This is a genomic window from Enterobacter sp. RHBSTW-01064, assembly GCF_014103035.1.
Classification (GTDB): domain Bacteria; phylum Pseudomonadota; class Gammaproteobacteria; order Enterobacterales; family Enterobacteriaceae; genus Enterobacter; species Enterobacter mori.
This window is the reverse complement of sequence record NZ_JABXOU010000004.1, coordinates 60694-74942: the sequence shown is the minus strand read 5'-3', so window position 1 is coordinate 74942 and position 14249 is coordinate 60694. Positions and strand designations below refer to the sequence as shown.

Below are 14249 nucleotides of genomic sequence, written 5' to 3'. Positions count from 1 at the left end.
TGTGAATTATACCGTTGACGTCACGTTGTTGAGGTGGCGTCGTTCTTTCGGAACCACGTTGATGTAATGCGTGACATACGCAAAATACAAACCGGCATAGTTTTCCACCAGTTCGATAAAGGCCGGGTAAATCGACATCCTTCCATCACCCCGATCTTTAAGATAGCCTGCCTCTTGCGCCGTTTTGATAATTCGGTTGACGTGAATGCGTGAAACAAAGAATTCCTTAGCGAGCGTGCTGGCAGAATAATCAATAATTGCACCGTGTGCTGATTTGTTTTTTACCGCCTGCAGATAAAGATATAGCATAATCATTCGGCCTCCGTCTTTATCGATAAATAACCCCACTTCCGGTAAAACCTTCCTGAACGTTAATCCCCGAAAAAGGTATTCCGCCGCGCGGCGGAAAAAATTATTTCTTAAAATATCATTGTCCAGCAAATTGACGTCAATATTAAACGCAGGATACAGAATGCTGACGGGTATAAATGCACCGGACATATAGCGTTTAAGTTCATTCAATCCTTTTTCGGTTGGGGCAATTCTTGTTTTTCGCCTGTCTTCCGTACAGCGCCAGGTCCTGATGCGCCCGGTGGTTCGCAGTATCGTAATGATCGCAATGACGCTGTTGGGGCTGGCTATTTTATAGCGTGAACATAACGCTTTAATTTCTGAAACGGATTCGGCCTGATTTCCAAAAATAAAACAACACATGGAAAGAATAATGTTAAACCGTGATTCCTGCAGCATTGTCTTGTAGAACAAAGGTTGTTTTTTGTAGATGGTATCATTAATTGTGTAGTGCTCTAATATTGCCTCACCGAATCGCGGGTTGTTCTTTATAACTTCCCTTCGATGTAGCAAGGCCCTGGATGAGATGTGATTATCCATAGCGTTTTTCTCGTGTTTAATGAACCGATAGATGAAGTGTTAAGCCTTCTTTTTCGGAATATTCATTATACCTGAGAAAATGTTGTTTGCGGTCGTTATTTGAAAAGAAAGATATATTTGCAGTCATGATAATGGGTGGGTGATTAACGCAAAGATGTTCCGGTCAATGGCGTCGATAACGATATCTTAACCACTCGGCGTGCTGTAAAATCATTATTCAAGCCAGGTGTATTCAGTTTTTTGCATTTATAAAAAATGAGATTGGCGCTTTCGTGCCAAGGAGCAGGTTATGACTCAAAAAACGTCTCTCAGAAATGCTGCTTGCGATGAGCAAAAATTTGTCATCTCAACCTGCTGTTTCACATTTCAGGGATATTGTCTGCTGCTCAAACAGTATGGGATAAACGCCACACTTATACACTTTGAGGAAGATGAGGTGCGCCAACGAGATTTTGAAGATGTCGTTAAAAATCAGCATGCTAGCATTTCAGTATTTCTTGGGAAGGGCGTTGTGGAACTTCTTGCCAGCCTGAAGAGGCTGGCATCAGTGCTGAACGCGCTGCCCGTTATTCGACGCGTCACCCTGTATGGTGACATCCCCGATGGTTGGCTCTATTCTACGCTGAGAAGTCTTTTAAATAATAGCCAGCAATTGTCATTGATTCGTATATCCAGCGTTGCTGATTTGGCATCCAGCCTCACTATTCGCGGCGAAAAGCTTAAGGAACGTTCGCGTTTATTACGCAGTCAATATATGGCATCCGCCAACCAGGCGAAAATAAAAGGCTTAACAAAAAGGGAGATTGATGTTTTATTACGTTTCTACCGAGGGATGTCCGTAAAAGAGCAGTGTGAAAGGGCAGGTTTGTCTAATAAAACTATTTATACTCACCGTAAAGAAGGGATGAATAAATTACATGTGATTAGACAATGGCTAAACGATCCGCACAATTTCAGAGCGGAAAACCGTGACGTCCTGCCCAATAAAAATGAAGGATTCACCGATAAAGAAGTCGATATCTATAACGCACTGTTGAAAAGAGAAATATTTCCAGCGTATCAGATCATTACCGATCGTGATAAAAAAGGGGTAGGCTTTGAGATACTTATTCGCTGGAATAAAAACGGTAAAATTGTTAAGCCCGCCAGCTTTCTTAATGATATCTCACATCATGAAATATGGTTAAAGATTACGGCGCTGGTCATCCATGCTGCCGTATGTGGAATTAATAAATATAATGGGAAGTTTTATTTTTCCGTGAATATTCCACCTCGTCTGGCCTCCGGGAATGCCTTGCCGGATATGGCCAGGAAGGCCACCGGCATGCTGCTCAAACCGCAGTGGGCGGAAAAGCTGGTGTTTGAATTTGCGGAAAGCATTGATGTGATGAAGGACAGCAGGATCCCTGAAACCATGCGTCTCCTGCGGAACACGGGGTGTAGATTATTTTTGGACGACTGCTTCTCCAACCATCACACCCTGTTCCCCGTCAGGCAGCTGCATTTTGACGGGCTGAAGCTAGACCGGGATATCGTCGAACATTTTGTGGCAAATGATAATGACTACCATCTTATTAAAGCGATACAAATTTATAGCGACATGACCGGAACGGATTGCATCGCAGAGGGCGTTGACAGTGAAGAGAAGTTTGAAAAATTAGTTGAGCTGGGGGTGAAAAGCTTTCAGGGCTATTATCTGTCACGGGCTGTGAAAGAGGAAGAATTAGACAGGATGGTAAGAATGTTTAGCTAGAAAATAAAGCCCCGGAGGGCCTTTATTATTTTCGTCCCAGCAGCAGGCCGAGAACAATACCCACTGCACCGGCGGCAATGAGACCGGTCAGGGGATTATTCTTAACCGCTTCCGTTACGTCAGAAACGGCATCACTGGCCTGCGCGGCATATTTTCTTGCCGCACCTTTGACCTGGTGCTTTGGTGAATCTACGAATTCACCAAACTGCTGCTGCGCTGAACCTGCCAGTTCATCAAGCTTATTTTTGGCTTTGTCTTCAGCGAACTGGGTGTTTTTATCGGCATTGATATCAGACATGTTTACCTCCTTTAGTGAGTAATTAAAGGATAGCCGCTCTTTGCCGATGTGAGAGACGAAAGGTTTATTTCGGCCCCTGGCAGGGCTGTTTTCGGATATATCTCTGTGCGTGAGACTCGCACAGAGAGACGCTGTTATTCGGCAAAACTCAGCAGCGCTTCGCCATCAAGACGATAGCGAACCCATTCAGACTGCGGCAGCGCGCCTATGCTCAGGTAAAAATCAATGGCGGGCTGGTTCCAGTCCAGCACGCTCCATTCAAGGCGGCCGCACTGCCGTTTTATCGCGAGCTGCGCGATATGTTTCAGCAGCGCTCTTCCCGCGCCTTTTCCACGATAATCCGGGGAAACGTACAGGTCTTCCATGTAAATACCGTTGCGTCCTAGCCAGGTAGAATAGCTGGTGAAGAACACGGCATAGCCGGCGATCTTACCCTCATATTCCGCGATCAACGCTTCGGTTTGACTGCCGGTACCAAAGAGCGTTTCCCGGATCTCCTCTGGTGTGGTCACGACTTCTTCCGGCGCCTTTTCATACACCGCGAGCTCGTAGATCATGGCGTAAATTGCTGCCGCATCTTCGGGACGGGCCTGACGAATGGTTATGCTCATTGTTTTTCCTGTTTTTTTAGCCTGTATTTCGATTGATGGCGTTAAGCATACGGAGTATTGTCCGAAGAATTAAGTGCAATGAAATCAACAAACGATGAATAGTATGCATCCGGCACTGAGACGCCTTGATTTAAACCTGCTGCCCGTTTTCGACGCGATTTACCGCCACCGTTCCGTTCGGCAGGCCGCTGATGAACTGGCGATGAGCACATCGGCACTGAGCCATGCGCTGTCGCGTTTGCGCATCACCCTTAATGATCCGCTATTTTTTCGGGAAGGGCATCGCATGTCTCCCAGCGTGTATGCCACTCAGCTTGCGCCCTCCATTGCTTCCGCACTGTCGTTCCTGAACCATGAGCTGTCCCCACAGCCGGAGTTTGACCCGGCCAGCAGTACCGAAAGCTTACAAATTGGGATTACGGACTTTACCGCGCTGTGCATTTTCCCGGCGCTGATGCACAAACTGCAGCTTACTGCCCCGGGTTTGCGTTTCGAATTACGCTATCTGCCGCACAGCCCGGCGCTGACGGAACTGCTGGCGGGTGAAGTGGATCTCGCGCTGGGGTTCAGCACTCAGGATGATATCCGGCACCCGGAACTGGAAGAGATCGACTGGTTTGAAGATGAGTATGTGGTCATCAGCAACGCACGCCGGACGCGTCTGACGCTGGAGGATTATCTCGCAGCACGACACCTGGTGGTGACGCCATGGAATGAGAAGCAGGGCGTTCTGGACGTGCGGCTTGAGCAATTGGGCTATACCCGGCAAATCGCGATCAAAACGCCGTCGATGCTCAGCGCGCCCTTTATCGTTGCGGAAAGTGACCTGCTGATGGCGATCCCCCGTTTTGCCGCTGAGAAGCTGGCTGCGGCAGCGGAGCTGAGGATTTTTCCTTTACCGTTTTCGATACGCACGTTTGAAGTGAAAATTTACTCGCATAAACGCAGCGGCCAGCGGGGCGCGACCCGATGGCTTAAGGATGAGCTGCAAATGCTGGCGCAGGCTGGTCGCTAAACGCCAGAATCCTGACCGAACTTGCTAATTATGGAGAGGTAATACCGGCCGCATATCGTTGTGCGGCAGCAATCGCCCTGTCGTCAAAAATATACTGTTCGAAATGATGGCTTACGTCAGTTACGCGATAAATTTTCCATTTACCGTCTTCACTGCGCAGATACACTTTTAGCTGCAGTTTCCGCTCATTACCCACGCCCAGCTGAACGTTAACAACTTTTCCGGACGCATAGTTAATCGCATTGCTTACGCTTAGGTCAGGGATCCACTCCGCCGCATAGTCCTGCGTATAGGTAAAATAGTCGGAACCGATAATTTCCTGCTCATAGAGAGAGGATATTTTCTGCAGTCGGGAGAGCGTGTCTTGTGCAATATAGTCACGCATTTTTAGTGAATCCAGATCATCTTCTTTGCTGTCTGTGACGAAAGACATGAGGTAGAACGTATAAAAATCATGTGTACGTTTTTCAGGCGTAACCATCTGTGTTGCACACCCCGTCAGCAACAGGCACATCAAAAGAACGTTACGCATTAGTTTTTCCTGTAAATCTTGTAAGTAGGTTGTGCGGAGCGATATCCCGGACCACCCCACATATCTCTTTGTCTGAAATCAGAGTACCAGGTCGTGCCGTCATAAATCGCCATGTGGCCCGCAGGATTACCGCCATCATAAGGTTGAATAACAACCACATCGCCTTCCTGTAATATTTCTCCTTGCCCTAAAACTCGAAAACCTGCTCGTTCAAGGTTACTGCCATAGTCTTTTGCGTTAGGTGCATTGCCAATATCCACGCCCCCTGCACGTATTGCCTTACGCGTAAATTCTCCACAACGTCTTTGCGATGAAGTGCCGGCATTCTGGCGTGCGTGTAGAGCTGCTGCGTGTTTGTTCCATGCCATTTGTTAACTCCTGTTGTATAGGAAAAAGTCACTAAACAACGTGAAGTTGAATCCGGTTAGGCAATTAATGTTATTGAAAAATTATATATTTCAGTTGGTTATATCTTTTGGGGTTTTCATTTGCTTGGTTGATGATATGCAGTAGATACGTTGTTTTTGCAGCGGAAATAGAAGGTTTACATCACCAGGAAAGTAAAATACCATACCCCCCTATAGTATCTTAACGGAGGGCGTATGCCGCATTCACCCGAAGATAAAAAACGCATTCTCACGCGCGTCCGTCGCATTCGGGGCCAGGTTGATGCCCTTGAACGTGCGCTGGAATCGGGCGATCCCTGCCTTGCCATTTTGCAGCAAATCGCCGCTGTGCGCGGCGCTGCCAATGGCCTGATGGGCGAAATGGTCGAAATTCACCTCAAAGATGAGCTGGTGACGGGGGAGACAACCCCGGATCAGCGGGCAGTTCGGATGGCGGAAGTCGGCCATTTGCTGCGCTCTTATCTAAAATAAACCCACAGACATCACATAAGGGAAGTCATTATGAAATCACGCGCAGCCGTCGCATTTGGTCCAGGCCAGCCGTTAAAAATCGTTGAAATCGACGTTGCACCGCCAAAGAAAGGCGAAGTGCTGATCAAAATCACCCATACCGGCGTGTGCCATACCGATGCGTTTACGCTGTCCGGTGACGATCCGGAAGGCGTTTTCCCGGCGGTGCTTGGTCACGAAGGTGGCGGTATTGTGGTTGAAGTGGGTGAGGGCGTGACCAGCCTGAAGCCGGGCGATCATGTTATTCCTCTCTACACCGCAGAATGCGGCGAGTGTAAGTTCTGTAAATCCGGCAAAACCAACCTCTGTCAGGCCGTTCGCGCCACCCAGGGCAAAGGCCTGATGCCGGACGGTACTACGCGTTTCTCCTACAATGGCGAGCCGATTTATCACTACATGGGCACCAGCACGTTTAGCGAGTACACCGTCTGTGCGGAAATTTCACTGGCGAAGGTCAACCCGCAGGCGCCGCTGGATAAAGTCTGCCTGCTGGGCTGCGGCGTGACCACCGGTATCGGTGCGGTACACAACACGGCGAAAGTGAAAGAAGGCGATACCGTTGCGGTGTTCGGTCTCGGTGGGATTGGTCTGGCGGTTATTCAGGGCGCGGTGCAGGCGAAAGCAGGCCGTATCATTGCTGTCGACACCAATCCGGAGAAATTCAAACTGGCGGGTGAAATGGGCGCGACCGATTTCGTGAACCCGAAAGATTACGAAAAGCCGGTGCAGGACGTGATTGTTGAGCTCACCGACGGCGGCGTTGATTTTAGCTTCGAGTGTATCGGCAACGTGAACGTCATGCGTTCCGCGCTGGAGTGCTGCCACAAAGGCTGGGGCGAAAGCATCATCATCGGCGTGGCGGGTGCGGGTCAGGAGATCAAAACGCGTCCATTCCAGCTGGTGACCGGTCGCGTATGGCGCGGTTCGGCGTTTGGCGGCGTGAAAGGGCGTACCCAGCTGCCGGGAATGGTTGAAGATGCGATGGTCGGCAAAATTCAGCTGGATCCGTTCATTACGCACCGTTTGCCGCTGGAGCAGATCAACGAAGCTTTCGATCTGATGCATGAAGGTAAATCCATTCGTACCGTCATTCATTTCGGCGACAAGTAACTCTTCTGCCAGCGGTTTTTCGCCGCTGGCATTTCTTTAATAATCTTCTCTAAAGTGTGACCAGTGCGGCGTTTTTAGCCGTAATCTAAATCCCTGCCGTGCCGATGACTATCTAACAGGCGTGTTTTTACGCATCTTACCTATAAGAGAGTCGACGGTCATGGACAACACAACTTCGATGCAGGCGCAGCGCAAGCTGGGCTTCTTGCATCACATCAGGCTGGTTCCGCTGTTTTCCTCCATTCTCGGTGGCATTATTCTTCTGTTTGCCTTGAGCGCAGGTCTGGCGGGGTATTTCCTGTTGCAGGCTGATACCGATCAGCAGGATGTCACAGCAGAAATTCAGGTGCGTATGGGGCTTTCGAACAGCTCCAACCACTTACGTACCGCGCGAATCAATATGATCCATGCCGGTGCGGCCAGCCGTATCGCTGAAATGGAAGCGATGAAGCAAAACATCAGCGAGGCGGAAACACGCATCAAGCAATCGCAGTCAAGCTTTACCGCCTATATGAATCGCGCCGTGCGCACCTCTGCGGACGAAGCGCTGGATGCTGAGCTGAAAGCACGTTACGACGCCTATATTGCGGGGCTGCAGCCGATGGTGAAATTTGCCAAAAACGGTATGTTTGAGGCGATCATCAATCATGAAAACGAAACCGCGCGTCCGCTGGATGACGCCTACAACGCCGTCCTGCTGAAGGCCATCAAAATCCGTACCGATCGTGCCAGCGCGCTAACCGCTCAGGCCCACACCCGTACACAGCTAGGGCTGATGTTTATGGTCGGCGCGTTTGCGCTGGCGCTGGTGTTAACGGCCATGACCTTTGTGGTGCTGCGCCGGACGGTGATTAACCCGCTTCAGCGTGCTGCCACCCGCATTGAGAATATCGCGAAAGGTGATTTAACCATGCCGGACGATCCGACGAGCCGGAGCGAAATCGGTCGCCTGACGCGGGATCTGCAAACCATGCAGCATTCTCTGGTGACCACCGTAGGCACCGTGCGCCAGGGGGCAGAAGAGATTTATCGCGGCACTAGCGAGATCTCTGCGGGGAATACCGACCTCTCTTCTCGTACCGAACAGCAGGCAGCCGCGATTGAGCAGACCGCCGCCAGCATGGAGCAGTTGACCGCAACGGTGAAACAGAACGCCGATAACGCCCATCATGCCAGCAAACTGGCGGAAGATGCCTCCGGCAAAGCCAGTCGCGGCGGCCAGATGGTCTCCGGCGTGGTGAAAACGATGGGCAATATCTCGACCAGTTCGAAGAAAATTTCAGAAATTACCGCCGTGATTAACAGCATTGCCTTCCAGACCAACATTCTGGCGCTGAACGCTGCCGTTGAAGCGGCGCGTGCAGGCGAACAGGGACGAGGCTTTGCGGTGGTGGCGAGTGAAGTGCGCACGCTGGCAAGCCGCAGCGCCAACGCCGCGAAAGAGATTGAAAGCTTGATCAACGAGTCGGTGACCCTGATTGACCAGGGGTCGGGTGAAGTGGTCGCGGCGGGGAACACCATGAATGAAATCGTCGAGGCGGTGAAGCGCGTCACCGATATCATGCTGGAAATTGCTGCCGCGTCCGACGAGCAGAGCCGTGGCATTGTCCAGGTGAGCCAGGCCATTTCTGAGATGGATAAAGTCACCCAGCAAAACGCCTCGCTGGTGGAAGAAGCCTCAGCGGCTGCGGCATCACTGGAAGAACAGGGCGCGCGTCTGACAGAAGCAGTAGGGGCATTTCGGCTGAACGGAGCTACGGCGGGACGTGCGGTAGTGTCTGCTCCAGTGGCGAAGGGTGTGCCGTTGCGCCCAGCGGCTACGGTTTCCGGGGATAATTGGGAGACGTTCTGAGTGGCGTGTTGTGTCGGGTGGCGGCTTCGCCTTACCCGACCTACAAAATCTGACCTACAAAAAAGGGACCTTTCGGTCCCTTTTTCACATCTTACTTTTTATCGGGTAATGCGTACGCGATAACGTAATCACCGCGATCCGGCGACTGACGTGCTCCGCCTGCATTAATGATGATGTACTGCTTACCCGTTTTCGGTGAAACGTAGGTCATCGGCCCGGACTGGCTGCCTACCGGCAGACGGTCTTTCCAGATCTCTTTCCCGGTGGCGGTATCAAACGCGCGCAGGTAGAAATCCTGAGTACCGGCGAAGAACAGCAGGCCAGACTGCGTGGAGAGCGATGCGCCAAGCGTTGGCATGCCGATCGGGATTGGCATATGCATACGAATGCCGAGCGGACCGGTATCTTCCACGGTGCCGACAGGAACCTGCCACACCAGCTTGCCGGATTTCAGATCGACCGCTGACATGGTGCCAAATGGCGGTTTCTGGCACGGAATACCCAGCGGTGACAGGAAGCGCTCACGCATCGCGCCGAACGGCGTGCCGTCCATGGGGACAATCCCCATCTCAATGCCGCTGGCATTTTTCGCAACATTCGCGCGAGGAACCATATAGTTCGCCAGACCCAGACGCATATCGTTGACGAACATCAGGCCATTGTTCGGGTCAACCGATACGCTGCCCCAGTTCATCCCGCCGAGGGAGCCCGGGAACTGCAGGGAACGGTCCAGACCCGGCGGGGTGAAGACGCCCTGATGACGCATCTCTTTAAACTGAATACGGCACAGCAGCAGGTCAACAGGCGTCGCCCCCCACATGTCGGATTCAGTCAGCGTCTGGTTGCCAATCATCGGCATGCCCACGGAATACGGCTGGGTTGGCGAGTAGCGTTCCCCCTCAACGTTACCCGCCGGAACGGGACGTTCTTCTACCTTCGCCACCGGCTTACCGGTTTCGCGGTTAAGCATGAAGATCATGCCCTGCTTGCTGGTTTGCACCAGCACCGGCGTGGTGCCGCCTTTACCGTCAGGAAGATCGTACAGCAGCGGCTGGGAAGGCAGGTCGAAGTCCCACAGATCGTGGTGGGTGGTCTGGAAATGCCAGCGCACCTGACCGGTCGTTGCATCGACGGCCACGATGGAGGAGCTGTATTTGTCGTCCAGCGCGGTACGTTCACCCGCCCAGAAGTCCGGGGTGGCGTTGCCGGTTGGCAGATAAATCAGATTGAGTTTTGCATCGTAAGACATGGCTGACCAGACGTTCGGCGTGCCTCGCGTGTAGGTCTGGCCTTCCGGCGGCAGGCCGGTGAGGTTCGGATTACCCGGATCCCACGCCCAGGCCAGCTTGCCGGTGTGAACGTCGTATGCGCGCACCACGCCCGGCGGTTCGCCGGTGGAGAAGTTATCCGCGACGCGACCGCCGACGACAACGACATTCCCGGCCACCAGCGGCGTGGAGGTCTGCTGATAATACCCGGGCTTAATTTCGCCCATACCGACGCTCAGATCCACGGTGCCGTGGTCGCCGAAGTCTTCGCAGACCTTGCCGTTATCCGCATTGATGGCAATCAGGCGGGCATCGGTAGTCGGCAGGAACAGACGGCGAGGGCATGCCGCAGGCTGTGTTTCCGTCTGTGAGGCTGTCACGCTTGAGCTATCTTCAAAATAGCCCAGACCGCGGCAGCGCTGCCAGTTAGGGGCCGTAGCTTTAGAATCGTAACGCCATTTTTCTTTACCGGAATCTACGTCCAGCGCCAGCACTTTGCTGTACGGCGTACAGACATACAGCGTGTCGCCAATCTGTAACGGGGTGTTCTGATCTTCCGCGCCCGAGCCGTTGCTCTGCGGGATATCCCCGGTGTGTGCAACCCAGGCGACTTTCAGATCGCTGACGTTTTGCTTGTTAATCTGGTCCAGCGCGGCAAAGCGATCGCCGTGGGTCGTGTTCCCCCAGTGCGCCCAGTTTTTCTGCTGCTCGCCTTCGGCGACAGGTTTTACCGGCACCGATTCATTCGCGGCAACCAGCGTCTGCGGCTTAAACATCCAGCCCAGGCTGACCAGCATGACCACGGCCAGCACGGCGGCAATGCCAAAAGCGGGCGCTTTGTTAACCGGCTCACGGGTATTCGCGGCGCGCAGGAAGGGCCACACAATCGCGCACAGGAACGCCAGCACGGCGAAGGTGAAGAGGCGGGAAAAGAGCGGCCAAAAATCCCAGCCTGCATCGCTTACCGCCCAGAATAACGAGGCGATAAACGCGATACCATACAGCACCATGCCGCTGGTGCGGTTGGTGAATATCAGGATGGCAGCAATTACCATCACCGCACCCATGATCAGGAAGTACAGGCTTCCGCCCACCGTTGCGAGCTTCAAGCCCAGCCCGCCGACTGCCAGACCGATGAGCATCATCAGTCCGACAAGGAGCCACTGCAGGATACGAGGTAACCCGCGTGGCGCGCTGCCAAATGCCATGTCTATCTCCTTAAACACGCCCGCCCGTCTGGTGTGCTGTGCGCATCTGTACCAATTGGGTCATGCAGGACGGGCGTTATGATGTTTTTACCGTTTGAATAGCGTGAAATTCACTCGTATAAATTCGTGTGCGAACCATTTGGTGAATTCGCGGCTATGATAAAACTGTTAAATTGTTTTACGCAATTGTTAATGAATGATTTCGCATTATTTGCCCAGGAGAACGTAAACCCGCCTTTACGGCGGGTCAGGGCAGGGACATCAGGCTGGCATGGACTTGCGGATCGCGCTTAACAGCGCTTGTGCGCCTGAGGAGAGCGGGGCATCAACACGGGTCAGGATCCCAATAGGTTCCCCGGCTCCCGGCGAGGTCACCGGGAGTGCGGTCAGGGTGCCACGGCGTAAATCGTCTTTGACAGCACCTGATGGGACGAACCAGACGTAGTCATAGTCCACGGTAAGCTGGCGCGAAAGAGAGGCTGACAGGGTTTCAATGCAGCCCGACGGGAGCGTGCACCCCTGCATTTCGAGTAGCGTTTCGGCACTCTGACGCGGAACCGTACCTTTTGGTGACACAACAACCGGCCACTCCATGACGCGGCTCAGGGTCACGGTGTCCTGCAACAGCGGGTGATCGGGACGGACAACCAGCTTGAGTGATTCCAGGAACAAGAGTTCGTAATTGAGGCCGCTCATCAGTTCCGGATCGGACATTCTGCCAATACCCAGATCCAGCTCGCCCGCTTTCAGCCCGGCAAGCAGCATCGTGTTATTCATGGTGGCGACCTGAATCGTGGCGTGCTTTTGCAGCTTGTGAAACTGACCAATCACTGCGGGCAAAATGCCCAGCGCCGCGGTAGGAAGCGCGCCCACGCGCACGATATCGCTGGCAGGTTCCTCTTTCCGGTTCAACGCCTGGCCTGCGGTGTTGAGGGCATCCAGCACTTTTACCGCGTGCGTCAGAAATTGCTCACCCACGATCGTGAGCTGTGCGCCCAGACGACCGCGATCGAAGAGCCGCGTTCCGGTAAGCTGTTCCAGCTCGTTAAGGGTTTTTGAAAGTGCAGGTTGACTCAGGTTAAGGGTTTCAGCCGCTCGCCCCAGCGTTCCCTGTTGAGCGACGGCCACAAATGTATGCAAATGGCGCAAGCGTATGCGCTGACTGAACAGACCATTTTTTTCCATAGGCGATGTTAAAAACAGAGCGATGCGGGTGACAAGTTAAGTTGTTTGATTTTGATAACTTGATAGCAAAATATTTTTAACATTTGATCTGTTTGAGTTACAACCTGTTTTTGGTAATGGACAGGCTTTGACCACTCGTCTGCCTGGATCACAATTCGTAAATTCTTCCCGCCGGAAGGAACGGGCTTCTCTACACTCCAGGTAATATTCACTGGAGGCATGACATCATGGCGAACACCATCACGGCTGATGATATTCGGGAACACTTTTCGCAGGCTATGTCGGCGATGTACCAGCAGGAAGTTCCGCAGTACGGCACCTTGCTGGAACTGGTGGCGGACGTTAACCTGGCGGTTCTTGAAAATAATCCACTCTTACATGAACAGCTGGCGAACGCGGATGAACTCGCGCGCCTGAATGTCGAACGTCACGGCGCAATTCGCGTCGGCACCGCGCGGGAACTGTCCACCTTGCGCCGCATGTTCGCCATTATGGGAATGTATCCGGTCAGCTATTACGATCTCTCTCAGGCGGCGGTGCCTGTCCATTCCACGGCATTCCGCCCGGTGGACGATGCGGCGCTGTGTCGTAATCCGTTTCGTATTTTTACCTCGCTGCTGCGCCTGGAGCTGATTGAAAATGCCCCGCTGCGCGAGCGTGCCGCCGGGATCCTCGCCCAGCGGAACATTTTCACGCCGCGTTGCCTGGAACTGATCGCGTTGCATGAGTCAGAAGGCGCATTCACTGAAACGCAGGCGCGCGAGTTTGTTAAGGAAGCGCTGGAAACATTCCGCTGGCATAGCCACGCAACGGTCGACCAGGAAACCTATCTGGCGCTGAGCAAAGAACATAAGCTGATTGCCGACGTGGTGTGCTTCCCCGGTTGCCACATTAACCATCTGACCCCACGCACGCTGGATATCGACCGGGTGCAGGAGCTGATGCCGAAGTACGGCATTGAGCCAAAAATCCTGATTGAAGGGCCGCCGCGCCGTGAGGTGCCGATCCTGCTGCGTCAGACCAGCTTTAAGGCGCTGGAAGAACCGGTTCTTTTCGCCGGGGAACATAAGGGAACGCATACCGCACGCTTCGGTGAAATTGAACAGCGTGGCGTTGCGCTGACGCCGAAAGGTCGCGAGCTGTACGACAGTCTGTTAAGCCAGGCCGGTACCGGTAAAGATAACCTTACGCACCAGCTGCATCTGCGCGAGGTGTTTAGCGCATTTCCGGACAGCGAAATGTTCCTGCGCCGTCAGGAGCTGGCCTATTTCCGCTATCGCCTGACGCCAGCGGGTGAAGCGCATCGCCACGCGTTTCGACCGGGAGACGATCCGCAGCCGCTGATCGAACGCGGCTGGGTGGTTGCTCAACCTATAACGTATGAAGATTTTCTGCCGGTCAGCGCGGCGGGTATTTTCCAGTCCAACCTCGGAAACGAAACGCAGGCGCGCAGTCAGGGAAATGCCAGCCGTGAGGCCTTTGAAGCGGCGCTGGGCTGTACGGTGTATGACGAATTCACGCTCTATCAGGAGGCGGAAGCGCGCAGCAAACAGCGTTGCGGTTTGCTCTGAAATCGTTACTCTGCAGGGGTGTGATGGAAAAAGAAGGT

13 protein-coding genes are annotated in these 14249 nt (G+C 53.0%); 6 read left to right on the top strand and 7 right to left on the bottom strand.

The window, feature by feature from the left end:
• Positions 1–6: 6 nt before the first annotated feature.
• Entirely contained in the window at positions 7–891 is an 885-nt protein-coding gene (locus HV355_RS13395; RefSeq protein ID WP_108417512.1) for a MarR family transcriptional regulator, read from the bottom strand.
• 289 nt (positions 892–1180) lie between these two features.
• Here HV355_RS13395 and HV355_RS13390 point away from each other — a divergent pair, with 289 nt between their 5' ends.
• On the top strand, positions 1181–2644 hold the full coding sequence (locus HV355_RS13390; RefSeq protein ID WP_182402208.1) for an EAL domain-containing protein: 1464 nt from the start codon (positions 1181–1183) through the stop codon (positions 2642–2644).
• 25 nt (positions 2645–2669) lie between these two features.
• Here the strand turns inward: HV355_RS13390 and HV355_RS13385 are convergent, their stop codons facing one another.
• Together HV355_RS13385 and HV355_RS13380 are read right to left on the bottom strand one after the other, a co-directional pair.
• Positions 2670–2942, bottom strand: coding sequence for a CsbD family protein (locus HV355_RS13385; protein WP_010430933.1), 273 nt, complete (start codon positions 2940–2942; stop codon positions 2670–2672).
• Between the two features lie 134 nt (positions 2943–3076).
• Complete coding sequence (locus tag HV355_RS13380; protein ID WP_148399344.1) at positions 3077–3553, bottom strand: GNAT family N-acetyltransferase; 477 nt, start codon at positions 3551–3553, stop codon at positions 3077–3079.
• 94 nt (positions 3554–3647) lie between these two features.
• Between HV355_RS13380 and HV355_RS13375 the strand changes: the two genes are divergently transcribed.
• Positions 3648–4568 carry a LysR family transcriptional regulator gene (locus HV355_RS13375; RefSeq protein WP_182402206.1) on the top strand — a complete coding sequence of 307 codons (921 nt, stop codon included), beginning with the start codon at positions 3648–3650 and terminating at the stop codon, positions 4566–4568.
• A 28-nt stretch (positions 4569–4596) separates the two neighbouring features.
• Here HV355_RS13375 and HV355_RS13370 read toward each other — a convergent pair whose 3' ends face one another.
• Positions 4597–5100 (bottom strand): YbjP/YqhG family protein, encoded by a 504-nt coding sequence (locus tag HV355_RS13370; RefSeq protein WP_120158113.1) that lies wholly within the window; start codon positions 5098–5100, stop codon positions 4597–4599.
• Positions 5100–5468 (bottom strand): NlpC/P60 family protein, encoded by a 369-nt coding sequence (locus HV355_RS13365; RefSeq protein WP_120158114.1) that lies wholly within the window; start codon positions 5466–5468, stop codon positions 5100–5102. Before HV355_RS13365 ends, HV355_RS13370 begins: the two co-directional genes overlap by 1 nt.
• 234 nt (positions 5469–5702) lie before the next feature.
• Here HV355_RS13365 and HV355_RS13360 point away from each other — a divergent pair, with 234 nt between their 5' ends.
• From HV355_RS13360 to HV355_RS13350, 3 genes are all read left to right on the top strand, one after another.
• Positions 5703–5978 (top strand): metal/formaldehyde-sensitive transcriptional repressor, encoded by a 276-nt coding sequence (locus HV355_RS13360; RefSeq protein WP_003857256.1) that lies wholly within the window; start codon positions 5703–5705, stop codon positions 5976–5978.
• Between the two features lie 30 nt (positions 5979–6008).
• Entirely contained in the window at positions 6009–7127 is a 1119-nt protein-coding gene (locus tag HV355_RS13355) for an S-(hydroxymethyl)glutathione dehydrogenase/class III alcohol dehydrogenase (protein WP_182402205.1), read from the top strand.
• Between the two features lie 160 nt (positions 7128–7287).
• On the top strand, positions 7288–8979 hold the full coding sequence (locus HV355_RS13350) for a methyl-accepting chemotaxis protein (RefSeq protein WP_108417509.1): 1692 nt from the start codon (positions 7288–7290) through the stop codon (positions 8977–8979).
• Between the two features lie 91 nt (positions 8980–9070).
• On the opposite strand, the gene HV355_RS13345 is transcribed toward HV355_RS13350, so the two are convergent.
• A complete protein-coding gene (locus HV355_RS13345; protein WP_010431001.1) occupies positions 9071–11455 on the bottom strand; it encodes a glucose/quinate/shikimate family membrane-bound PQQ-dependent dehydrogenase in 2385 nt (794 codons plus the stop codon).
• Between the two features lie 261 nt (positions 11456–11716).
• On the bottom strand, positions 11717–12640 hold the full coding sequence (locus HV355_RS13340; RefSeq protein ID WP_174339526.1) for a LysR substrate-binding domain-containing protein: 924 nt from the start codon (positions 12638–12640) through the stop codon (positions 11717–11719).
• A gap of 227 nt (positions 12641–12867) precedes the next feature.
• Here HV355_RS13340 and HV355_RS13335 point away from each other — a divergent pair, with 227 nt between their 5' ends.
• The gene (locus HV355_RS13335) at positions 12868–14211 is read left to right on the top strand and encodes a VOC family protein (RefSeq protein ID WP_182402203.1); all 1344 of its coding nucleotides are present in this window, start codon (positions 12868–12870) and stop codon (positions 14209–14211) included.
• Positions 14212–14249 lie beyond the last annotated feature (38 nt).